Consider the following 21,694-nt stretch of genomic DNA (forward strand, 5'->3'; position numbering starts at 1 on the left):
CGTCCTCCTCACGCCAGGGCGAACTTCTGGGCTCCGGAGCCGTTGCAGTCCCAGATCTGCAACGGCGTGCCGTTCGCGGTGGCGCCCGAGGGCGAGTCGACGCACCGGCCCGTGGTCGGGTTGGACATCGAACCGTCGGCGTTGGCGACCCAGTTCTGGTAGCCCCCGCCGTTGCACGTGGCCAACTGGAGCTTCGTGCCCGCCGCGTTGACGCCGCCGGCGATGTCCAGGCACTTGCCCAGGGTGCGCAGGGTCTGGCCGTTCCAGGTCCACTTCTGGTCGAGCGCGGTCGCCTGCTGGCAGTCCCACAGCTGGACCGCGGTGCCGTCGCCGCCGGTGTCGTCGCCCGCCACGTCCACGCACTTGCCGCCAGGACCGTAGATCGGGGTGCCGATGGCGAACTTCTGGGCTCCGGAGCCGTTGCAGTCCCAGATCTGCAGCCGCGTGCCGTTCGCGGTGGCGCCCGAGGGCGAGTCGACGCACCGGCCGCTGGCCGGGTTCCGCAGCGAGCCGTCGGTCTGCCGTACCCAGGCCTGGTAGCCGCTGGTGTTGCACGTGGCGAGTTGCAGCTTCGTACCCGCGGCGCTGTTGCCGCCGGCGATGTCCAGGCACTTGCCGAGGGTCTGGAGGGTCTGGCCGCTCCAGGTCCAGTGCTGGTCCTTGGCCGCCGACTGGCAGTCCCACAGCTGGACCGCGGTGCCGTCGCCGCCGGTGTCGTCACCTGCCACGTCCACGCACTTGCCGCCAGGGCCGGTGATCGTCTGGCCGGTCGCGGAACCGCCGCCGCCCCCGGAGCCGGGTCCCTTGTTGTACACGGCCACCGAGTCGATGACCAGCTTGCCGCCGGAGACCGTGGCCGCGTTCGGGCCGCCGCCGAAGGCGTCAGGGAAGCCGCCGCCGATCGCCAGGTCGTAGATGATGAAGAACGGGTGATCGATCGCGTTGGACCAGGTTGCCGCGTCCACCTGGTTGGCGTTGACGGTGTAGAAGTTGTTCCCGTCGAGGTAGAACCGGATCTGCTCCGGCGAGGTCGAGCGGTCGATCTCCGCCGCGTAGTCGTGGAAGCCGGTCTGGCAGCCAGGACAGCCGCGCTCGCCCGATCCGATGCCGGTCGGCTCGTTGCACGGCCCGCCCGGGCTCACTCCGCAGTGGATGGTGCTGAAGTCGGAACTGCGGCCGTTGATGTCCTCCATGATGTCGATCTCACCGGACGTCGGCCAGGTCACACCGGCGCGCAGCGGTGCGCCGAGCATCCAGAACGCCGGCCAGTAGCCCGCACCGTTGGCGGTGCTGACGTTGGGCTGCTGGAGGACGGACTCGATGCGTACGACGCCGCCCGCCGGGGCGCCGAAGGTCGCCGCCTGGGTCTCCACCCGCCCGGAGGTCCACCCGCCCCGCGGGTCGGAACCGGAGTGCTGGGCCTGGAGCACCAGGTGGCCCTGGCCGTCGTAGTAGACGTTCGACGTGCTGGTGGTCATGGTCTCGATCTCACCGGTGCCGAAGTTGCTGCCCGGCCCGGTGTCGTACTTCCACAGGCCCTGGTCGATGCCGGTGCCGGACGCTCCGTTGAAGTCGTCGCTCCAGGTGAGCGTGAAGCCCGACGGGGCCGGGGGCACTGCCGCCTCGGCGTTCAGCGTCACGACGGCGGTGGCCGCCACCGTGACCACGACGACGGGAAGCAGGGTGAGCGCTCTCTTCCAGCCGCCGCGCCGCGGCCTTGCAAACGTCAAGCGCATATGTCTGACCTCCGGGGAAAAGGCGTGATGTCGCGTGAGCGTTACGCCGCCTCTGGCGGGACGCGCAGGATCATGGTGCTGACGGACGTCAGCCCGTTCCGCGGGGCAGGCATCCTGAGAATGTCATGTACACAGCTTGTCGATCAGTCCGGCGTTCGACAAGACGGCCGACGCGTTCACCCTCCCGGAGCACCACAGGTCCCGGCGCACCGGGCAGGCCCGCCACGGAAGTCCCGCGTCCTGCTGAGGCTGACCCTCGACCTGGTCGGGAGCCGAGAGTTCCGGGTGTGGAGAGCGAGATGCGCAGCATCGGGGAGATGGCCAGGAGCAGCGGGCTGAGCGTCAGTGCGCTGCGGTTCTACGACGGTGCGGGCGTGCTCGTACCGGCGCGGGTGGATCCGGTGAACGGGTACCGCTGGTACGGCCCCGGGCAGGTCCGCCGTCTGCGCCGACAATGACGACGACCCGGACAGCGTCGCCGTCAACCGCGAATTCCTGCTGGACGCCCTGGCTGCCGGAGCCCGGGACCAGCTGATCCTGGAGTTCGGCGCCCCCACCGCGCCGATGGCGATTCGCCGCACCGACACCGAGGACACCTTCTCGCTCCTGATGCCGGTCCGCCTGGACACGTAGCGCAGGCCCGTCGACCCCGCGATACCGCACCCCTTCCAGCCCGTCCGCCCGTCCGCACCAGGCGGACGGGCGGACGGGCGGACCGGGATGTCAGTGCACCTGGACGCTGCGGCTCGCGGTGGCCGGGGCGTACTGGGTGTCTCCGGCGTAGGAGACGGTGAAGGTGGTCGGCTTCGTCAGCCGGGGGCTGACCAGCGTGGCATTGCCGTGGCTGTCGACCGTGCCCGTGCCGATCTGGGTCTGCGTCCCGTTGGCGGGGGTCGCGGAGAAGGTCACGGTGCGGCCGGCGAAGGCCGGGCCGAGGTGGGCGGTGACCGTGGCCGTGCTGTTGCGGGTGTAACTGGAGGCGTTGGTGGTCACGGACAGCGGCGTCACCAGACCCGTGACGTTCACGATCGCTGTGGCCTGCGTGGCGACGACCTCCGCGCTGCCGCCGTAGCTGAACGTGTAGGTGTGGCTGCCCCGCGAGTTGGGGGTGGTGGGGAAGGTGAAGGTGCCGTCGGGCTGGACCGCCACGCTGTACTGCGCTCCCGTGTAGGGCGACTCGTCCTCGACGGTCACCGCCGGGACGCCGTACTGGCCGGTGTCCGCCGGCGGTGCGGGAGTGAGCCGGCCGGTGAAGGTGAGCGGCTTTCCGACGGTTCCGGTCGTCGGGGCGTTCGACAGCGCCAGTGTCGGCGCGTACGGGACGAAGATGCTCACGTCCCCGGAACTGCCGGTCAGCCAGGACGTCCCGGCGAAGGAAACGGTGTAGGTGAACCGCCCCGGGGCGCCGGGCGAATCGGCGATCGTGAAGGTGCCGTTGAAGTCGTCCTGCGGGGTCACCGGAACGGACGGCAGCTGCGTGGACTGCTGGGTGTCCTCGTTGACGCGGGTGACGTCGATCCTGAGCCCGGCGGGGACGGCCGCCAGCTTGTTCTGGACACCCATGATGCCGCTGAGCACCACGGAGTCGGCGGTCGCCGAGGTCGGCTCGGCCCAGACGGTGGTGCTCAGCGCCGCGACGTCCGCCCCGAGGCTCGTGGTGGAGGCCCGGTGGGTCCGGTCGCCGGCGTACGACAACCCGTAGTCGTGGTGACCGGCGCTCTCGTGTACGTCGCTGAAGCTGAACGATCCGTCCGGTGCGAGGGAGACGTCGGCCAGGGCCGCGCCGTCCTCGGTCACCTGCACCGTCTCGCCGGCCGGGAAGGCGGATTGCGCGGCGACCTTGCCCGAGACCGTGTAGGGCAGGGTCGGCGCCGCATACCCCGAGGTGATCGAGGCGGAGAGCTGCGTGTCCGTCAGGTGCGCCTCGGGGAGACGCAGCAGGCTGTATCCGTTCGTGCTGTTCCCGACGACGGCGTACAGGCCCACACCGTCGGCGCCCCATGCCAGGCCGTCACGGGCCAGGCGTGCGGTACCCAGGTCGAACTTGTTCATGGCCGTGGTGGTGCCGGGCGCGTAGACGAACACGTCGTTGCCGCTCGCGCCGCCGTTGCCGGTGGCCACCGTGCCGTCCGCGGCGATATTGACCGCGTTCGGGCTCGTACCGGTGAAGTAGACGCTCGGAGTGGCGGAGTTCAGGTCCGCGGTGCGGAACGCCTGGAGGGAGCTCGCGGTCGGTCCCGTGAGCAGCAGGGCGCTGCCGTCGGCGGTGAGGTCGAACTCGCCCGCGCCGGCGGTGAGGCCGAAGTCCGCCTGCGGCGTGGCGCCCGAGGGCGTGACGTGGAAGGTGGCCGCGTGGACGGAGTTCCCGGACGGAGTCTCCGCGGCCAACTCCTCGCCCCTCGCGGTGAGCAGGGGAGCGTGCGCCCAGGTGCCCATGCCGGACCGGGGCTCGGCGACCGGCGCGGCTGCCGACAGGTCGACGGTCCCGATGCCGCCCTGGCCGCCGGCGGTCGTGTATCCGTACCAGACACCGCTTCCGGCGACGGCCACGGAGACCGGGGCGCTGCCGGTGCCGGTGCCGAAGCGCCGGGTCTCGGTGAGCGTCACCGGGTCGATGGCGGAGATCGCGTCGCCGCCCGAGAGGGCGGCGTAGAGGGTGCTGCCGTCCGCCGAGAGCGTCAGGCCGGCGGCGCCGGGCTGGTCGGGGATCGTCCGGGGGTCGCCGCCGGACAGGTCGGTGACCAGGAGGCTTGTGCTGCCGGGGCCGCCGCTGAAGAACAGCTCCTGGTGGACGGGGTCGACCAGCAGGTGCGCGTACTGGCTGATGGGCAGTGCGACCGAGGTCTCGGCTGCGTCCGCCGGAGCGGCGGACAGAACGGCAGAGCTCAGAGTTCCGGCCACGAGTGACGTGGCCGCAGCGAGGGTGATGCGCCTGTAACGCATGTAACTCCTGAGAGAGAGCATCGATCTGGTGTTCGAATCCTACGCTGTGTGTCCGGTCGTGATCAATGGGCCATCCGGGTGGACCTTCTCCGGCCGGACGGATCGCGCCGGTCGCGGCGATGGGGCCGCCTCGCGTGGCGGGCCACCTCCCGCGGCTTTGCCGAGGCTTTACAATCCGCTCCGCCGCGGCCTCGTCTTTTCAGTCGATCCGCACCTCAGCTCGCGCGTGACAGCGCGGGCGGACCGACGAAAGAGAGCGATTCATGCGCCGAACTGTCCTGAGCGCCATGGCACTCGCGTGCACCGCCGTGCTGGCGACCACCGTGCCCGCGTTCGCCGACGGGGCGTCCCCGACCCCCACTCCGACCGTCGTACAGACCGCGTCGGCCGCGCCTTCGGACGCGGCGCCGACCGCGGCGCCCGCACCGCCCCGGACGGGGCGGCCGGGCCAGGTCGCCGCCGTGCCGAAGGGAGCGCCGGACACCGGCGTGGTGCCGGTGGCGTCGCACAGCGGAGCCGGCGGCGGGCTGATCGGCGGGGGCGCCGCCGCGGTGCTCGCGCTCGGCGGCGGGGCGGTCCTCCTCGTACGCCGCCGGCGGGCGACCGGGGCGTGACCCCGCTCTCCAGGCGCGCTCTCGCCGCGGCGGTGACAGCCTCGCTGCTCACGGCCTGCGGCGGCCACCGGGCGGGCCGTACCGCCGGGCCCGGACTCCCCACGACCGGGCCGCCGTCCTCGCGGCCCGCCGCGAAGGCGGCACGCGCGCTGGGGCGTTCGGTCCCGGTCCGGCTGGAGGTCCCGGCCATCGGGGTCGACACCCCGGTCATGGAGCTGGGGCTGGCCCCCGACGGCAGCGTGCAGGTCCCGCCGATCACCGCGCACGACCTCGCGGGCTGGTACCGGGACTCGCCGACGCCGGGTCAGACCGGTCCTTCGGTGATCCTCGCCCATGTCACCGTCGGCGCCTACGGGGACGGGGTCTTCCGCCACCTCGCGCGGCTGCACCCGGGCGACCGGATCGTGGCGCACCTGAAGAACGGCACGGCACCGCAGTTCGCCGTCACCGACGTCCGGACGGTCGCCAAGGCGGACTTCCCGACGAGCGCGGTCTACGGGGACGTGGACCGTCCCGAGCTGCGGCTGATCACGTGCGGCGGCCCGCGTACCGGTGACGGCTACCTCGACAACGTGATCGTCTTCGCCGCGCTGACCCGGGCGGGCTCCTGACGCCTCCCGCCCCCGTGGCCACGGGCCGCCGGACACCGTACGCCGGCGGCCCGTGGCAGTCCTCCCGCACGGGCCACCCCCGTGTGCGACCAGTGCCACCACGACATGGAGAGTGTTGAAACGGTCCCGCGAGAAGGCAGCGTCCGAGCTGTTCGCCGCCTTCTACCCGCGCCTCGCCGGCTGGTGCCGCCGCCTGGTCGACGACGACGAGACGGCCCACGAGATCGCCTCGGAGGCGTTCACCAGGCTCTGGGCCCGCTGGACGGCCGTGGCGGAGCCGCGCGGATTCCTCTACGTCACCGCGACCAACCTCGTCCGCGACCACTGGCGCAAGCTGGAGCGCGAGCGGCGGGCCGTCCGCCGGGCCACCGCGGAAGCCGCGGTCCGGCCGGCGGCCGAGCAGGCCGACCCGTCGTTGCGCCTGCTCGTGCAGTCGCTGCCCGAACGCCTGCGGGTGCCGATCCTGCTGCACTACTACGCTGACCTCCCGATCCGGGAGATATCCCTGCTCACCGGCCGGAGGGAGGGGACCGTGATGTCCGACCTCCACGCGGCCAGGGAACTGCTCCGGGCCCATCTGAGGAGAAGCCTTGATCACACAGTCTGACGACGGTCAGGACTTCGACCCCGACGACCCCCTCACCGTCATCCTGCGGCCCACCCCCGACCACCTCGGCCTGCCCCCGGGCCGCTACGAGAGGATCCGCCGCGGCGCGGCCCGCCGCCGGATGCTGCGTGTCGCTGTCGGGGTCGGCCTGTCCTGCGCTGTCGCCGCCCTCGTCGCGGTGCCGCTGCGCCTGGCGGGCCACGAGTCGCCCGCCTCCCCGGTGGTCCCGCTCGGTCCACCGCCCCTGAGCAGTCCTTCGACCGGTTCCCCCCGGACCCCGACGCCCGCGCCCCCCACCGTCCGCCCGACGCCGAGGACCGCCCCCACAGCGCAGGTCCCGTCGGACGCTCCCGCCACCGCGGCCCTGCCGAGCTCCGGCGCGCCGCCGACGGTGCCCACCCCCACCGCCACGGCCGCCGCCCCTCTCTCGCAGTCCGGTGAGCGGCCGCCCGGCTGAACCGGTGAACCGGTAAGCCGCGGCGACCTGGCCGCATGACGGGGCGACGGGGTCCGGACGCCCCCTCGGACACCGGGTGACGGATGATGGGGGCTGACGGCGGGGCAGCGGATGTGAGGGGCGGCGCAGTGGCGGACAGCGGATCCATCCGGTCGGAGTCGGACCTTCGGCCGGCCGGTGGCGGGCCGGAGAGCGCGGCGGGCGTCGTCCGGCCCGGGGACGAGGCGGTGCCGGGCGCCGAGGCCGCGGGCGGGAGTACGCGTCCCCGGCGGTCGCTGCGCCGGCGGCTGGGCGGGACCGTGGTCCTCCTCGTCCTCGTGATGCTGTTCTTCCTGCCCTGGTGGACGCTGTTCGGCTCCGGCGCCGACTGGCCCTTCCCGGTCTTCCTGGCCGGCACGGTCGTCTTCGCCTGCTGGCTGGTCTCCTTCCCCTTCCTGATGGCCGCGGGCCACGGGCGGCGGCGGGCCGACCGGGCGGCCCGCTTCGCGGACAGCAGCCTCGGGGTGGTCTGGGTGCTGTTCACCTGGTCGGTGCTGGGCGGCCTGGCCCACCTCGTACTGATCGGGCTCGACGCCGGCGGCGCCGACCGGGCCAGGGTCATCGCCGGGGCCGTCGCCGCGGTCTCCGCCGTACTGCTGGGCTGGGGACACTACGAGGCCATGCGCGTGCCCCGGGTGAAGCGGCTGGACGTCCATGTCCCGCGGCTCGGCGGCGGTCTGGACGGGACCCGCGTCGTCGTACTGGCCGACACCCATTACGGGCCGATCGACCGGGCCGGCTGGTCGGCGCGGGTCGCCGAGGCGGTCAACGCGCTCGACGCTGACGTCGTGGTCCACGCCGGCGACATCGCCGACGGCACCCCCGCCCAGCGCCGCGAGCAGTCCGCGCCGCTCGGGACGATCAGGTCGCGGCTGGCGAAGGTCTACGTCACGGGGAACCACGAGTATTTCGGCGAGGCCCAGGGCTGGCTGGACCGCATGGCGGAGCTGGGCTGGGAACCGCTGCACAACCGCCACGTCGTGGTGGAGCGCGGTGGGGACCACCTCGTCCTGGCGGGCGTGGACGACGTGACCGCGGAGTCCTCGGGCCTGGCCGGCCATCGCGCGAACCTGCTCGGCGCGCTGGCGGGGGCGGACCAGGACCGGCCGGTCCTGCTCGTCGCCCACCAGCCCAAGTACGTCCGGCAGGCCGCTGCCGCCGGCATCGACCTCCAGGTCTCCGGGCACACCCACGGCGGCCAGATCTGGCCGTTCAACTTCCTGGTGCGGATCGACCAGCCGGTGGTGCACGGCCTGAGCCGGCACGGCGGGCGGACGCAGCTCTACACCAGCCGGGGCGCCGGCTTCTGGGGGCCGCCCTTCCGGGTCTTCGCGCCGAGCGAGATCACGCTGCTCACCCTGCGGTCGGGCGGCGAGTAGGCCGCGGCGGAGCGCGCCACCGGCGGACGACGGCCGGCCCGGCCCCGTATCCGGGGCCGGGCCGTGGACGTGCCCGGATCAGCGGTTCAGCAGGCGCCGAGGTCCTGCCAGACGCCCCATTCACCGGTGGTTCCGGGCTCCTCGCCCTGCGTCCACCACTTCGCCTTCCAGTTGTGGCCCTTCCAGGAGACCGTGTTGGCGCCGGTGTAGACCTGGGAGGAGCTCCAGGAGGCGGCGGTGCAGGTCGTGCCGCCGGACCCGCCGGTGGTGGTGCCGCCCGTGGTCGTCCCGCCGGTCGTGGTGCCGCCGGTCGTGGAGCCGCCCGAGCCGCCCGCGTACTTCATGAACGTGTCGGTGAACGCCAGGCTGCTCTGGCTGATCTGGCTGCACGTGGACAGGGAGTTGGCGCCGCCGCCGCACGGCTGGTCGCGGTTGACCGACCAGAACGCGAGGCGCCCGACGCCGTGTTGCGCGGCGAAGCTCTCCACGGTCTGGGCGTCCGCCAGAGTGAAGGTGGAACCGTCGTCGTTCTTGCCGATCATCGGGGTGATCCCGAGGTTGGCGTAGGTGTAGCCGGAGTCGACGGACTGCATCTGCGACAAGGTGGCCTGGGCGGCGGAGACCGAGCCCTGGCCCATCTCGGTGCCGGTGCCCGCGTAGAAGTCCATGGTCATGACGTTGACCACGTCGATCCTGACGCCCGCGTTCTTGGCGGCCTTGAGGATGTTCACGCCGTCGTTGGTCAGCCCGCTCGTCAGGACCGGCAGCGTCACCGAGAACTTCAGGCTGGAGTTGGACGCCTTGAGGTCCTTCATCGCCTGCACCTGCCGCGCGATGGCGGCGGTGTCCGCGATCGCGGCGCCTTCGATGTCGAAGTCCAGCTGGCTGACGCCGTAGTCGTTGACGAGGGCCTGGTAACCGGCGTCGATCGAACTCTGGTTGGAGCAGGTCCAGGCCAGCGGCAGCCCGCTCGCACCGCCGGACGAGATGATGAGGGAGGCGCCCTCGGACTTCGCCTTGGCGATCAGCGGGTCGGTGAAGGAGTCGGCGCCGATGGGGAGGGTGTCGCCCCAGATCTGGTTGCAGCCGGAGCCGAGCACGAAGGCCGCCGTGTAGGCCTTGAGCCCGTGTCCGGTGATGGCGGTGTCGAGCAGGCCTTCCTGGCTGTTCGACATGTCGACGTAGGGGGCGACGGAGTAGGCGCTGGTCGCCGCGGCATTGCCGGCGGGGGCCAGGGCGAAGACCGCACCGGCGGTCGCGAGCGTGAGCGCGGTGGCGGAGGCCGCCCATTTCGCAAGGTGCATGGAAGTCCCTCGGGCGTGAAGTGGCGGGGGGAAGCGTGCGTCTCGGGCCTGAGTTGGTACGTACCAAACAGTGCGCGGGCACACCACGTCAAGAGGACTAGACCAACTGAACTGTTTCCTCACCGGACACACACATCGAAGGACCCCGCTGCGACCAGCGGGGTCCTTCGGTTTGCGGGGGTACGGGCGCGGCCGGACGACGGCAGGCCGGCGACGGCTTACGCGTGCTCCGACCGCGCCCGGCGGCTCAGTTGGTGAAGTAGATGTACTTCCACGCCCCGTAGGTCGTGGAATTCACCGTGTCGCCGGAGGAGCCGTTGATGTAGGACGAGCGCACCCGGGCGCGGATGCCGGACTGGCCGGGGTGGCCCAGGTTGACGGCCGACTTCCCGCTCGTACCGAGCGTGAAGTACTCGGAGTCCCCGGCGCGCCACTTGCCCCCGTAGTAAATCTGGAGTTCGAGGCGCTGCTGACGGCCCTTGTAGTACGTCATCGTCGTCGTGGCGATGGCGTCGGTCTTCTTGTGGAAGTAGTAGTACGACGTGGAGCCGATCTTGCCCGTCCGGTAGTACTTGGACAGGGCCGTCGAGACCCGGACCCGGGCGTAGGCCACGGACTTGACGGTCTTCGGGGCGTAGCGCGCGTCGCCCTTGAACACGGCGGTGACCGCGGTGTCCCGGGTCAGGCCCAGGGAGACCGACAGATTGCCGCTGGAGTTGACCTTGCCGGACTTCAGCAGCACGTTCGGCCGGTCGGCGCCGTAGGGATCGGCCCAGATCTCCACGGTGCGGTTCGTGTACGTCGTACCGACGTGCGCGGTGAAGACGACGCTCTTGCCGTAGTCGTACAGCTTGCCGTTGTTGTTCAGCGTCAGCGCGGTTGCGGCGCGGGAGACGGCGACGGTGTCCGAGGCGGTCGCCGCGAGGTGTGCGGCGTCACCGGAATAGCGCACCGTGTAGGTGACGTTGCCGCCGGCCGGCGGGGTGTCCTTGAAGGAGAAGCCGCCGCCGGACACCGTCTTGACCGAGGCCAGCGCCTTGCCGCTCGGGGAGTCGACGTCCTTGCGGGTCACCGTGAGCACCGTGCCCGCCGGGACCGGCGACTTCGACGTCAGCGCCCCCGTGACGGTGAGCGGCTTGGCCCGGGCGGACGTGGCGGGAGCCGACACGCTCAGGGCGGGGATCTCCCGGGTGGGATCGGCCAGGGCGCGCAGGGTGTACGCGCCATAGGTGTTCTCCGACACCGCGAACACCCGGCTGAGGTCCGGCGCCCAGGCCAGCGCGCCGTCGACCAGGGTGTCGGCGCCGCTGCTGTTCCCCGTGTTGGGGAAGTCGTACTCCCGGGTCGGCGTCGTGTCGCCCGCCTTGAGGATGTGGACGTCGGGGTCGTACCAGGAGAAGCTGCCGCCGGCGATGGTGCCGTCGGGAGCGACGGCCACGGCGTTCGGGTAGGCGTCGGTCTCGTACCGGCCGACGTGCGAGAGGTCCGCGGTGGAGTACGCGCCGAAGCCGTACCCGTAGCCGGCGTCCCAGGACGTGATGACCTGCTTGCCGTCGGGCGTCAGATCGATCTGCTTCACGGAGGTGTCCATGCCGCCGGAGGCCCGCAGCGCGGCCCCGTCCGCCGAGACGTCGAACACCGCGAGCCCGCCGCCGCCACCGGCCACCAGGACGCCGGGCACCGCCGGGTCGGCGGCGAGCAGCGGATCGGCGCGGAGGGTGGAACCGTCCTGGTCGAGGTGCACGACGGGCTCCGCACCGGAGACGTCGAGCGAGCCGAGCCCGTCGGCGTAGCCGAACCACAGCCGGCCGTCGACGATCTCCAGGTTGGCCGGCGCGTCGGCGCCGGCCAGGTCATAGCTCGCCGACGGCGTGTACGTCTGCGTGTCGACGGCGACGATCCGGTCGGTGCCCTTGACGGCCGCGTACACCTGGCCGGAATCGGCCGACAGGGCGAGGCCGGTCACACCGGGAAGGCCGGTGAGGGTCGCGGTGACGGCGCCCGCGTAGTCCGTGACGACGATCCTGCCGCCGGTCGGGTCCGAGACGTAGACCCGCTGGTGGCTCCCGTCCACGACCAGGTCGCCGACCGACTTGATCGCGAGAACCCTCGCGGTGTCGGCCGACGCCGGCCCCGCCGCACCCACGGCCAGCGCCGCGGAACCGAAGAGGACCGCGAGCGCTGTCGCGGTCGAGATGCTGCGCGTACGCACAGTGATTTCTGCCCCCTACGCAAAGAAACCCGGTGATCCCCGGGTGAACACGCAAGAAGACCGCGCTCCCCCCATGCGCCCTCGAAGCGGGCGCTGGTGCGTGGCCTACGGGGTCAGCGTATAACCCGACTGCGACATGTGAGGACTGGATTCCGGGCCCGCACGCGATCCGTCGTCGGGCGACGCGAGTGTCCCGGGCAGTAGGCAGCGACCTCCGACCGGACAGCCGGGCCGGCGCCTGCTCCCGGTCGTGCGACGCAGGCAGCTCCTCCTCTCTCGTCCACTGCGTCACGCCCGACCCGGCAAATGGTATCGATTGCGATAGTATCTTTACTGATACCATCTCTCGCGGGAGCTTGCCATGCGTCGTTTCATCGGACGGGACCGCGAGCTGAACGTGCTCGGAAGCGCCCTGCGAGCGGTTCAGGATGCCGTCGGGTCGGCGAAGCCCGGTCAGTGCATCCTCATACGCGGACGGAGGCGCGTCGGCAAGTCCAGTCTCGTCGAGGAATTTCTCCGGCGTACTGAGGCGCCCAACCTGTTCTTCACCGCGGCGGGCGGCACGTCGCAGGACGAGCTGGCGGAGTTGCTCGACGCTGTCGCCAGATCCACCCTCCCGCAGCGCGAGCTGTTCTCCGAGGAGACCCCCGAGCAGTGGAATGCGGCCTTCAGGCTGCTCGCGGAGATCCTTCCGGACGACACACCGAGCGTGGTCGTCCTCGACGAGGTTCCTTATCTCATGGACCGCGTCGACGCCTTCGAGGGCATGCTCCAGCGGGCCTGGGACCGCCTGCTCAGCCGCAAGCCCGTACTCCTCCTCCTGGTCGGATCGGACCTGTCGATGATGGAGGCGCTGAACAGCTACGACCGCCCTTTCCACCAGCGGGGCCGGGAAATGGTCGTGGGACCGCTGAACCCGGCCGACATCGGGGACATGCTCGGACTCGGGCCGGCGTCCGCCTTCGACGCCGCCCTGATCACCGGCGGACTCCCGCTGATCTGCGCGGAGTGGCGGCCCGGGGCGGATGTCTGGGAGTTCCTCCGCGACTCACTGGACAACCCCATCTCGGCGCTGCTGGTCTCGGCCGAACGTTCACTGGCCGCGGAATTCCCACCGCAGGCGATGAGCAGGGAAGTCCTGCGGGCCATCGGTTCCGGGGAGCGGACGTTCACCAACATCGCGCGCGCCGCCGGCGGTATCGCGCACACCACGCTCACCCGGGCCACGGATGTGCTGACCGAGAAGCGCGTGGTGGCGGCCGAGTTGCCCCTCTCGCTGCGGCCGTCGAAGGAGCGCCGCTACCGCGTGGCCGACCCCTACCTCCGCTTCTGGCTCGCGTTCCTGGATCCGCACATGGCGGAGATCGAGCGGATGCGGGGAGATCTTGCGCTGAGCCGGATCAAGGAGCAGTGGACGAGCTGGCGGGGGCGCGCGGTCGAGCCCCTGGTGCGGGAATCCCTCGCCCGTCTCCTGCCGGACGATGCGCTGCCCGCCAGCCCGGCGATCGGCGGCTACTGGACCCGCAGCAATGATGTCGACATCGACCTGGTGGGCGTCGACCGGCAGCCGGTGGCCAAGCGGTTGCTCTTCCTCGGCTCGGTCAAGTGGCTGGAGAATTCCGCGTTCGACAGCCACGATCTGGCAGCGCTGCAGAAGCACCGGGCCGCGATCACCGACGAGCCGGTACCGCTTGTGGCGGTATCGCGTAACGGAGCTGGGTGCTCCGGGCTTCAGGCGGCTTACGGCCCGCAGGAGTTGCTGAGCGGCTGGCGCAGGGCGTGATCATCCCCGGCGGGGAGCGGTGAGGTGTCGTCGGGTGCCGGTGCCGGTGCCGGTGCCGACACCAGGCGGCGCTGATCATTTGCCGCTGGTTCCTCGCGCTTCCCGGCCGGGGATGATCCGGTCACCCGGATGGCCTGTACGGTTCGGCGGCCGGTCAGTGCGAGCGGGTGAGGGCCGGGGCGGACCAGATGTCGATCACGATCTGCTGGTGGGCCGGGCGTGCCGCCGCCGTGCGGCCCGCGTAGTTGCGGTCGACCTGCGCCGCTTCGGCCGCGTTCGGCTTGGCGGAGGTGCACGCCGTGCCGGGGCCGTGGCCGGACATCAGCTCCGAGCACGGGCCGCTGTAGTGGTCGAGCAGCCCGAGGATGTGTCCGGTCTCGTGCGCCGCGATCCGGGTCTTGTCGTATCCCTCGGTGACCGCTTCCTGGCCCAGCTGCACCTGGCCCCTGCCGCCCGGGAAGATCGGCCCCAGCGTCGTCTGGGGCCAGCCGCTGGTCGCCTTGTAGACGTAATCGGCCGAGCCCGGCGAACTCGCCGGCTGGAGGTGCACGTTGTGCAGGGCGCTGTTCCAGTTCTGCACGCCTTGCGTGATCGCGGCCGCCCACTGTCCCGCTTGACTGGCGTCGTAGGTCAGGGTGACCACCGCTGCGGTCGCCTTCGGCGCGGACTGCGCCGACGCGACACCGGATGTAGCGCCGAGCATGGCCGGGATCAGCGCCGCCACGGCGACTATTCGCTTGATCATGAGTCTCGTGCACCCCCTCAGCATCAGTTGCACTGTGGGCCACAAGAGCACCACGCCGACGACAGGCTCCACAAGTATCCGGCTGCCAAAAGGCTGTGAATGAGGCCCACTCTTGGCGTGAACGGACATGCTGCGACAGTGGTTTGGCCGTGCGGGTGTCGTCGTCCGGCGCCCGTGGGCGCACGCCGGTGCGAGTCCGGCTCCGGCCGGGGCCAGTTCAAGCCCGGCCGACTGACCGGGCTTGAACCACTGCTCGACCTACTGCCTGTGCCAGACATAAAGGGTTCCGCCGACGCTCTCCTGGTCGACGTTGTCGATGACGCCCATGCCGACGTCACCGTCGGAGAGCACCGTGCAGAAGGCGGCGCCCTTCCGGATGCCGGTCCTGTCGGGGTCGTTGAGGACCAACTGCACTTTCCCGAAGGGCTGGTTGGCGGCAGCTCGGCATGCTGCCAGGGTCTTCGGCCGGTCCACCCGGAGCACCCCCACCGACGTACCGCTCACCTCGGTGAGGACGTAGTCCACGGACCCGGTACAACTGCCGGCGTAGTACTCCAGCTGCGTGTTCGGGGGGATGGGGGCCGTCGCCTTCCCGTCCTCCCCGACGTGGCCGAGGACGCTGCGGCCGGTGGCGAGGCTGGTGAAGCGCGCTTCGTGGTCCGAGCAGTTCGCGGGGGCCACGCCCCAGTCCGTGCGCTGGAGGACATATCCGTCGGGCGCGGCCGGCGGGGCCTCGCCGGTCGGTGACGCGGTCGCCGGCGGATCGGAGGGCGCCGGCAGTTCGGTCCCGGCCGAGGGCGCGGACGCCGTACTGGACGGCGGCGCCGCGGTCGGCGTCGTCGGGAGCGGGGGCTGGGCCGACGAGTCGCCGCCGCCCCGGACGATGAGCGTCACGACGAGTCCGAGCACCGGCACCAGGATGCCCACGACCCACCACGACCACCGGGGCGGATCGTGCCGGGGCGGATGCGGCGCGTACGGAGGGGGCGAGGGTGCACCGGGTGGTGAGGAACTGTGCGTCATCGATGCCCCCGGGAATCCAACCTCTGAGTAGTCCTGACCTCGTGAGGCCTCCAGAACGGTCAGCCCACAGATTATCGGCCCCGACCCCGGGACGCCTCCGGATTCAGGGGTGCGGGAATCGATTCGCGGGCACCTCCGCGAGGACGGTGCCCGTGGTGGCGGCCCGGATACGCCGGGGACGGCGCCCGCTCTCCTAGGCTCGGTTCGCCCCTCTTTCCCCTCCCGAGCCGCAGGAGACGACCGTATGGCTGATCGAGACGACGAACGGGGCCGCAGGGCCAGGGTGTTCGGTACGGTCGCGCAGGAGTACGCGCGGTTGCGGCCGACGCCGTGCGCGGCGGCGGTCGACTGGCTCCTGCCCGACGGGTGCCGCCGCGTGCTCGACCTGGCGGCCGGAGCGGGCACCCTGACCACGCTGCTGGCCGAACGGGTTCCCGAGGTGACCGCGGTGGAGCCCGACGAACGGATGCGGGCCGTCCTCGCGGCCCGGTGCCCCGCCGCCACGGTCCTGGACGGCACCGCGGAGGCCCTGCCGCTGCCCGACGGCCGGCTCGACGCGGTGGTCGTCTCCTCCGCCTGGCACTGGTTCGACCCCGCGCGGGCCGTTCCCGAGATCGGACGCGTGCTGCGCCCCGGCGGCCGGCTGAGCGTGGTCTGGAACAGCCTGGACACCACCGTGCCCTGGGTGGCGGAGTGGTACGCCTTCCTCCGGCCCGGCCGGACCGGCGCCGCACGGGAGGAACCCGCGCACCGCCGTACCGCGCGCAGCGCGCAACTGCGAAGCGATCTGAGCGGCCCCGGCTCGCCGTTCGGCGAACCCGGGGAAAGCGCCTTCGCCTGCACCCGGCGCACCACACCGGCTGACGCTGCCGCGCTCCTCGGCACGTACAGCCGCGTCATCATGCTGCCCGCAGCGGAGCGACAGCAGTTGCTGGCCAGGGCCGAGGCGATGCTACGGGAGCGGCTGGGGGTCGCCGGCGACGTGGAAGTCGAGCTGCCGTTCCGCTCGTTGTGCTGGTACGCCACACGCTCGGCCGACGTCTAGAGCACGCGGTGGCGGGGGCGCGTCACGGTGAGGCGTCCGGGAGGTAGAGCGCGGCGAGCCGCGGCAGCCGGCGGTGCATCTGTCCGGCGTCGTGGAAGTCGAAGTCGTCGCCCATGTCCATCCCGGCCCCGATGTCCGTCGCGGCCGTCTCGCGAGGCCGGGCCTCCCGGTTGTACTGGTCCCAGGCCTCGTGGAAGTCGTCCTCGTCACCGGTGAGCCGCTCGTACGCCTCGGCGGCGGCGTAGTTCACCAACTCGTAGAACAGGACGTAGTCCTCGCCCGCCCGTGCCGCGGCGGCGACGAGGGGGTGCCCGGCGAGGCTGTCGGGGGCGGCGGCGACGCGCTCGTACCACGTACGCCCTTCGGCGATGACGCCCGCGCGGAAGTCCGTGAAGCTGTCGTCCGAGCAGCCGCCGCCGATGAGGTAGGCCGCCGCCCAGACGTCCCAGCGGTACAGGGCGCCGTGCACTTCGTCGAAGCGCTCCTGGTATGCGAGCACTTCCCGCGTCGAGCGGGCCGCCAGCAGATCGACCAGCGCCTGGTCGAAGGCGCCGCCCTCCGTGCTGCTGCGCGAGCGCGCGGTCTCGATGAGATGCCAGAAGTCGTCCGTCTCCATGACCCGGCACTCTGCCATCCCGGTCCGACAGGCCCGAACACGGCCACTCGCCGCCCGCGACCTCTGCACCGGGCGGTGCGGGCGGTCCGCAACGCCGCGCGATCGGCACCGCGAAGGGACCGGGGCCGGAATCAGCGGGGATTCAGGCCCCATGTCTGGAGGGCGTAGGGGCGGCCTTTGTCCTCGCCCTTGATCAGGGGCACGTCGAGGGGAGTGAAGCCGGCCTTGGTGGCGACGGCCGCGCTGGCGGTGTTCTCGGGCTCCAGCTCCAGGATGACGTGGTCCGCGCCCAGCTGTTCGAAGGCGTACGCGGCCATCACGCGCACCGCCCGGGCCGCCAGTGCCTGGCCGCGGTGGGCCGGGCCGACCGCGTAGCCGAGTTCCGTGCCCTCGGGGGCGCGTCGCAGCATCACCTCGCCGAGGGGCGCGCGGCCGTCGACGGTGATGGCGAGCAGGATGGCCGTGCCCTCCGCCCGCAGTTGCCTGGCCCGGTCCAGGCGGGTGCGGGCGGCGGCCTCGTCGAAGGGGGAGACGATCGGTGTCCAGTGCGCGATGTCGGGGTGGTCGAACAGATCCGGCATCGCGGCGAGGTCGGCTTCCGTCCAGTCGCGCAGGACCAGGCCTTCCCCCGTCAGCTCCATCCGCTCGGGAAAGGGCGACGCGGTGCTGCTCATGGTGGGGACCTCCCTGGCCGGTGCGGAATAAGGCAGGGTAACGGGGGTTCCGGGGAGCACCGACGGCCCCCCCCGTACGCGGCGGGAGGCGTCTTCAGCCGGCGACGGGGACCTCGTGGAGCGTGGGGGAGCGGAGGCTGAAAGCGGTGATCGCGGCGGCCAGCGCGGCTGCCGCCAGGGGGACCAGGAAGCCGGCGCGGTAGACGTCCGGAGGGGACTGCGTGGCTGGGGCGGAGGTCGTGACGGCGGCCACCGCGGACAGGCCGAGGGCGGCGCCGAACTGGAAGGCCGTGTAGAGCAGGGCGCCCGCGAGGCCCTGTTCCTCCTCCGGGACGCCCTGCGTCGCCACGATGGTGAGCGGGCCGTACGCCAGGGAGAAGGCCAGGCCGAGGGTGATCAGGCTGGGGAACATCGCCGCGTAGCTCCAGTCCGCCTCCACCGGGAGGAACAGCGCGTACGAGAGCACCGCGAGCAGGAGGCCGCCGAAGATCACCCTGGCGTTGCCGAACCGGCTGACCAGCCGCGGGGTGAGGGTCGGCGACAGCACCGCGTCGATGCCGATGACCAGCATCGCGAAGCTGGTCCGCAGCGTCGACCAGCCGCGCAGCTCCTGGAGGTAGAGCACCAGGAGGAACTGGAAGCCGAAGAATCCCGCGGAGAACAGCGTCGCCGAGAGGTTCGCCCGCACCAGGGTGCGGTTGCGGAAGATGTGCAGGTTCACCAGGGGCGCGGCGCAGCGGCGTTCGATACGGACGAAGGCCGGCAGCAGGGCCAGCCCGGCCAGCAACGTGCCTGCGGTGACCGGGAGTTCGGTATGGCCCGCGCGCTCGACGCCCAGCACGATCAGCACCAGCGCGCCGGTCACGGTGAGCGCGCCCGCGGCGTCGACGCGCTGACCCGACCGGTCGGGCCGCTCCGACGCGGGGACGTACACCAGGGCCGCGAGGAGGATGAGGAAGGACACCACGAGCGGGGCGAAGAAGACCCATCGCCAGCCGACCGCCGTGAGCAGGCCGCCGGCGACCAGGCCGACCGTGAAGCCGCCCGCGGAGGTGCCCGAGTAGATGAGCAGCGCCCTGTTGCGCTCCGGCCCCTCGGCGAAGCCGGTGGTGATGATGGACAGGCCCGCCGGCGTCATGAAGGCCGCGGCCACACCGGTGATGAAGCGGGCGGCGATCAGCGTCCACCCCTCGGTGGCCAGGCCGCCGAGCCCGGAGAACAGCAGGAAGACGGTGAGCCACAGGACGAACATCCGGCGGCGGCCGAACAGGTCGGCCGCCCGTCCGCCGAGGAGCATGAAACCGCCGTAGCCGAGGACGTACGCGCTCATGACCCACTGCAACTCGCCCGTGGACAGGCCGAGATCGGCGCGGATCGACGGGAGGGCCACATTGAGCATGGCCACATCGATCCCTTCGAGGAAGATCGCGCCGCACAGTACGAGCAGGATGCCCCGTTTATGCGTGTTCGGCCCGCCCGAAGCGATCAAGGCACTCATGACGACAAACTCCTTCCGGAGCGAGGGGTGTTCGGTGCCGCCAGCCTTCGCCCTGTCCCGCGCCGGAACAACAGTGATCATCGCAACGTTCGGTAAGCCGGGCTTACCCATCCGCCTGCCGCCTGCCGCCTGCCGCCTGCCTGCCGCCATCCGCCCGGAGACGTACGTGGACCACAGCGAGCTCGACTGCTTTCTCGTACTCGCCGAAGAACTGCACTTCGGCCGTACCGCCACCCGCCTGCACCTTTCCCGCGCCCGGGTCAGCCAGCTCATCCAGAAGCTGGAACGCCGCGTCGGGGCGCCGCTGTTCACGCGCACCAGCCGGCAGGTGGCGCTCACCGCCCTCGGCGGTCGGCTGCGGGACGACCTCGCACCGCACCACCGCGGCATCAGGGACGCCCTGGCGCGGGCCACCGCGTCGGCGCGCGGCATCGACGGGGTCCTGCACATCGGCTTCTCCACCCCCCTGGCCGGCGAGATCGTGATGCGGACGACCGAGCGGCTGCGCGGAAGCCATCCCGAACTCGCCGTCTCCGTATGCGAGGTGCCGCTCTGCGACCCGTACGGGATGCTGCGCAGCGGTGCCTTCGACCTTCAGCTGACCGAATACCCCGCACACGAGGCCGACTTGGTCCGCGGTCCCGTGCTCCTCGCCGAGAACCGGGTGCTGGCCGTGGCCACCGGGCATCCGCTGGCCGGGCGCCGCACGGTGACGCTGGAGGACCTGGCCGGTGTGCCGCTGCTGACGATCGACGGCGGCATTCCCGAGTCCTGGCGGGAGCACCAGTTGCCGCTGCGGACGCCCAGCGGCCGGCCGATCGGGCAGGGGCCGTCCGTCGCCAGCTTCCAGGAGGCGCTGGCACTCGTCGCCGGCGGCCAGGGAGCCTTGCTGGCGGGCGCCCACACCACCCTCTACCACGCCCGTCCCGGCGTCGCCTACGTCCCGCTGGTGGGGGACAGACCCCTCGGGTACGGCTTGATGTGGCGGTCCGGCGCCGGCAACCGGGCGATCGAGCTGTTCGGCCGCGTCGCCCGCGAGATCGCCCGGGACATGGCCCCGGGCGATCCCCGCAGGGCGTCCCCCGGCTGACCCGCCGGTCCGGGCGGGGCCGCCGACGGTCCTGGGCGCACGCCGGGCCCGCGGGCACGTACGCCGGCCGGTGACGGCGGCTTCGGCGGGGACCGGTCCGGCGGTCCCGCACCGCCGGGTGCATGACGGGGATCACGTGTGTCGGCGGACAAATGGCGCGCGTGGCAGAGGACTTGCGGGTTAGTGTTCGGCGGCCGGTCAGCGGGGCCGGCGGGTACGGGCGGCGTCCGCCGCCTCTTTGTTGCGGAGTGACATGACCATACGCAGGTCTCTCGCCACGGTCGCGGCGGCAGCACTCGCTGTCGCGGGCGCCCAACTCGGCATGGCGGCGGCGGCGCACGCCGTCAACCTGGCGAACATCAGCTTCGACGCCGCCTGGGGCAGCGGCCATCAGCCGCAGACGCTGCCGCAGAACTTCGACACCGGGCACTCCTTCCAGATCGACCGCAAGGGCAAGCCCAGCGCCGCGCTGCCCGTGAACGTCCTGCTGCTCTACACCGTGGGCGCCCCGAAGCTGGACGGCACCGACGTACCCGACCTCCCGGCCGGCTTCACCGCCGCGCTCGACCAGGGTTCGTGCACCCCGGCGGCGCAGGCCGCGACGGGCAGCGGCACGGCGGCGTTCCTGTGCGACATGGACGTCGCGGGCCAGGTGCCCTACGCGAGCTTCAACGAGCACATCGGCGCCAACACGCCCGACGGCTCGGTCATCGGCGTCACCGCGACCATCGTCCCGCACAAGGACAACACCCTCGCGAAGATCCAGAAGGCGCAGCGCGCCGGGAAGGTCTTCACGAGCACGACCGATCTCGCCGCCGTCGAGTCGCAGGCACGGGCCGAGCAGGACAGCGTGACAGTCCAGCCCGCCGACTTCACCGCGGGGCAGACGTCCACCCAGAGCGTCGCGGTCCACGCGGTCGACAACGGCGTCGTCACGCTGCACACGGCGTCCGCCACCCCCGGGGTGGTGTGGACCGACCCGAGCTCCTCGGGGAACGACGGCGAGCAGAACATCTTCCTCCCGATCGGGCTGAACGCCACCGCGATCGCGGGCAACGGCGGCGCACTGTGCACCCTCGTGCCCGCCGAGTACCAGAACACGTACAACAACTACAGCTCCAGCGAACTCGACGTGGCGCAGTGCGAGGTGACCCCGCAGACCACCTCGATCACCCTCACCTTCGCGGCCTCGGCCACGCTGCCGCAGACGGCGGTCGAACTGTCGGCCGGATACCACGTGTTCGACAACGTCAGGGCTCCCTTCACCAGCTCCACCGGTGACTTCACCGTCCAGCCGGCCGGCTGACCGGTCCTGACA

General features: G+C 71.7%; 18 protein-coding genes and 2 pseudogenes. 11 read left to right on the forward strand and 9 right to left on the reverse strand.

The features are described 5' to 3' along the window. Positions 1–8 precede the first annotated feature (8 nt). Positions 9–1,736, reverse strand: coding sequence for a ricin-type beta-trefoil lectin domain protein (locus OHA86_RS20695; RefSeq protein ID WP_329177416.1), 1,728 nt, complete (start codon positions 1,734–1,736; stop codon positions 9–11). A 287-nt stretch (positions 1,737–2,023) separates the two neighbouring features. Between OHA86_RS20695 and OHA86_RS20700 the strand changes: the two are divergent. Beyond that, positions 2,024–2,185, forward strand: a pseudogene (locus tag OHA86_RS20700) (MerR family DNA-binding transcriptional regulator); the annotation flags it as partial. After that, positions 2,172–2,369 (forward strand): annotated as a pseudogene (locus OHA86_RS20705) (DNA polymerase III subunit beta); the annotation flags it as partial. The pseudogenes OHA86_RS20700 and OHA86_RS20705, both read left to right, overlap by 14 nt. Positions 2,370–2,459: 90 nt before the next feature. On the opposite strand, the gene OHA86_RS20710 reads toward OHA86_RS20705, so the two are convergent. Next, entirely contained in the window at positions 2,460–4,679 is a 2,220-nt protein-coding gene (locus OHA86_RS20710; RefSeq protein WP_329177418.1) for a YncE family protein, read from the reverse strand. 263 nt (positions 4,680–4,942) lie between these two features. Between OHA86_RS20710 and OHA86_RS20715 the strand changes: the two genes are divergently transcribed. The 5 genes from OHA86_RS20715 to OHA86_RS20735 all read left to right on the forward strand — a co-directional run bounded on the left by OHA86_RS20715 (position 4,943) and on the right by OHA86_RS20735 (position 8,386). Further along, positions 4,943–5,293: a sortase-dependent protein gene (locus OHA86_RS20715; protein ID WP_329177420.1), complete on the forward strand. Its 351-nt coding sequence runs from the start codon at positions 4,943–4,945 to the stop codon at positions 5,291–5,293. Continuing rightward, positions 5,290–5,904, forward strand: coding sequence for a class F sortase (locus OHA86_RS20720; protein ID WP_329177422.1), 615 nt, complete (start codon positions 5,290–5,292; stop codon positions 5,902–5,904). The genes OHA86_RS20715 and OHA86_RS20720 overlap by 4 nt, the downstream gene beginning before the upstream one ends. Before the next feature lie 115 nt (positions 5,905–6,019). After that, positions 6,020–6,511 carry an RNA polymerase sigma factor gene (locus OHA86_RS20725; protein WP_329177423.1) on the forward strand — a complete coding sequence of 164 codons (492 nt, stop codon included), beginning with the start codon at positions 6,020–6,022 and terminating at the stop codon, positions 6,509–6,511. Continuing rightward, positions 6,495–6,968, forward strand: coding sequence for a hypothetical protein (locus OHA86_RS20730; RefSeq protein WP_329177425.1), 474 nt, complete (start codon positions 6,495–6,497; stop codon positions 6,966–6,968). The genes OHA86_RS20725 and OHA86_RS20730 overlap by 17 nt, the downstream gene beginning before the upstream one ends. A gap of 227 nt (positions 6,969–7,195) precedes the next feature. Beyond that, positions 7,196–8,386 (forward strand): metallophosphoesterase, encoded by a 1,191-nt coding sequence (locus OHA86_RS20735; protein ID WP_329182489.1) that lies wholly within the window; start codon positions 7,196–7,198, stop codon positions 8,384–8,386. Between the two features lie 86 nt (positions 8,387–8,472). On the opposite strand, the gene OHA86_RS20740 is transcribed toward OHA86_RS20735, so the two are convergent. Together OHA86_RS20740 and OHA86_RS20745 are read right to left on the reverse strand one after the other, a co-directional pair. Further along, entirely contained in the window at positions 8,473–9,690 is a 1,218-nt protein-coding gene (locus tag OHA86_RS20740; RefSeq protein WP_329177427.1) for a chitinase, read from the reverse strand. Between the two features lie 247 nt (positions 9,691–9,937). Then, complete coding sequence (locus OHA86_RS20745; protein WP_329177429.1) at positions 9,938–11,902, reverse strand: YncE family protein; 1,965 nt, start codon at positions 11,900–11,902, stop codon at positions 9,938–9,940. Between the two features lie 361 nt (positions 11,903–12,263). On the opposite strand from OHA86_RS20745, the gene OHA86_RS20750 reads away from it, so the two are divergent. After that, positions 12,264–13,685, forward strand: a complete 1,422-nt coding sequence (locus OHA86_RS20750; RefSeq protein WP_329177431.1) for an ATP-binding protein — start codon at positions 12,264–12,266, stop codon at positions 13,683–13,685. Positions 13,686–13,839: 154 nt separating this feature from the next. Here OHA86_RS20750 and OHA86_RS20755 read toward each other — a convergent pair whose 3' ends face one another. Together OHA86_RS20755 and OHA86_RS20760 are read right to left on the reverse strand one after the other, a co-directional pair. Further along, positions 13,840–14,430 (reverse strand): snapalysin family zinc-dependent metalloprotease, encoded by a 591-nt coding sequence (locus OHA86_RS20755; protein WP_329177433.1) that lies wholly within the window; start codon positions 14,428–14,430, stop codon positions 13,840–13,842. 258 nt (positions 14,431–14,688) lie between these two features. Then, a complete protein-coding gene (locus OHA86_RS20760) occupies positions 14,689–15,357 on the reverse strand; it encodes a hypothetical protein (RefSeq protein WP_329177434.1) in 669 nt (222 codons plus the stop codon). A gap of 340 nt (positions 15,358–15,697) precedes the next feature. Between OHA86_RS20760 and OHA86_RS20765 the strand changes: the two genes are divergently transcribed. After that, complete coding sequence (locus OHA86_RS20765) at positions 15,698–16,498, forward strand: class I SAM-dependent methyltransferase (protein ID WP_329177435.1); 801 nt, start codon at positions 15,698–15,700, stop codon at positions 16,496–16,498. Between the two features lie 22 nt (positions 16,499–16,520). On the opposite strand, the gene OHA86_RS20770 is transcribed toward OHA86_RS20765, so the two are convergent. The 3 genes from OHA86_RS20770 to OHA86_RS20780 form a co-directional block, all read right to left on the reverse strand. Further along, positions 16,521–17,114: a DUF4240 domain-containing protein gene (locus OHA86_RS20770; RefSeq protein WP_329177437.1), complete on the reverse strand. Its 594-nt coding sequence runs from the start codon at positions 17,112–17,114 to the stop codon at positions 16,521–16,523. A 131-nt stretch (positions 17,115–17,245) separates the two neighbouring features. Continuing rightward, positions 17,246–17,788 carry a GNAT family N-acetyltransferase gene (locus OHA86_RS20775; RefSeq protein ID WP_329177438.1) on the reverse strand — a complete coding sequence of 181 codons (543 nt, stop codon included), beginning with the start codon at positions 17,786–17,788 and terminating at the stop codon, positions 17,246–17,248. 94 nt (positions 17,789–17,882) lie between these two features. Continuing rightward, positions 17,883–19,286: an MFS transporter gene (locus OHA86_RS20780; RefSeq protein ID WP_329177440.1), complete on the reverse strand. Its 1,404-nt coding sequence runs from the start codon at positions 19,284–19,286 to the stop codon at positions 17,883–17,885. A 166-nt stretch (positions 19,287–19,452) separates the two neighbouring features. Here OHA86_RS20780 and OHA86_RS20785 point away from each other — a divergent pair, with 166 nt between their 5' ends. Continuing rightward, entirely contained in the window at positions 19,453–20,376 is a 924-nt protein-coding gene (locus tag OHA86_RS20785) for a LysR family transcriptional regulator (protein WP_329177442.1), read from the forward strand. A gap of 253 nt (positions 20,377–20,629) precedes the next feature. Next, positions 20,630–21,682 (forward strand): hypothetical protein, encoded by a 1,053-nt coding sequence (locus OHA86_RS20790; RefSeq protein WP_329177444.1) that lies wholly within the window; start codon positions 20,630–20,632, stop codon positions 21,680–21,682. Positions 21,683–21,694: the final 12 nt, after the last annotated feature.

Source organism: Streptomyces sp. NBC_01477, assembly GCF_036227245.1.
Lineage (GTDB): Bacteria > Actinomycetota > Actinomycetes > Streptomycetales > Streptomycetaceae > Actinacidiphila.

Excerpts from the sequence above, each read along its gene's own strand:
- OHA86_RS20695 (WP_329177416.1), bottom strand. The coding sequence starts at position 1,736 with ATGCGCTTGACGTTTGCAAGGCCGCGGCGCGGCGGCTGGAAGAGAGCG.
- OHA86_RS20710 (WP_329177418.1), bottom strand. The coding sequence starts at position 4,679 with ATGCGTTACAGGCGCATCACCCTCGCTGCGGCCACGTCACTCGTGGCC.
- OHA86_RS20715 (WP_329177420.1), top strand. The coding sequence starts at position 4,943 with ATGCGCCGAACTGTCCTGAGCGCCATGGCACTCGCGTGCACCGCCGTG.
- OHA86_RS20740 (WP_329177427.1), bottom strand. The coding sequence starts at position 9,690 with ATGCACCTTGCGAAATGGGCGGCCTCCGCCACCGCGCTCACGCTCGCG.
- OHA86_RS20750 (WP_329177431.1), top strand. The coding sequence starts at position 12,264 with ATGCGTCGTTTCATCGGACGGGACCGCGAGCTGAACGTGCTCGGAAGC.
- OHA86_RS20755 (WP_329177433.1), bottom strand. The coding sequence starts at position 14,430 with ATGATCAAGCGAATAGTCGCCGTGGCGGCGCTGATCCCGGCCATGCTC.
- OHA86_RS20765 (WP_329177435.1), top strand. The coding sequence starts at position 15,698 with ATGGCTGATCGAGACGACGAACGGGGCCGCAGGGCCAGGGTGTTCGGT.
- OHA86_RS20770 (WP_329177437.1), bottom strand. The coding sequence starts at position 17,114 with ATGGAGACGGACGACTTCTGGCATCTCATCGAGACCGCGCGCTCGCGC.
- OHA86_RS20775 (WP_329177438.1), bottom strand. The coding sequence starts at position 17,788 with ATGAGCAGCACCGCGTCGCCCTTTCCCGAGCGGATGGAGCTGACGGGG.
- OHA86_RS20780 (WP_329177440.1), bottom strand. The coding sequence starts at position 19,286 with ATGAGTGCCTTGATCGCTTCGGGCGGGCCGAACACGCATAAACGGGGC.
- OHA86_RS20790 (WP_329177444.1), top strand. The coding sequence starts at position 20,630 with ATGACCATACGCAGGTCTCTCGCCACGGTCGCGGCGGCAGCACTCGCT.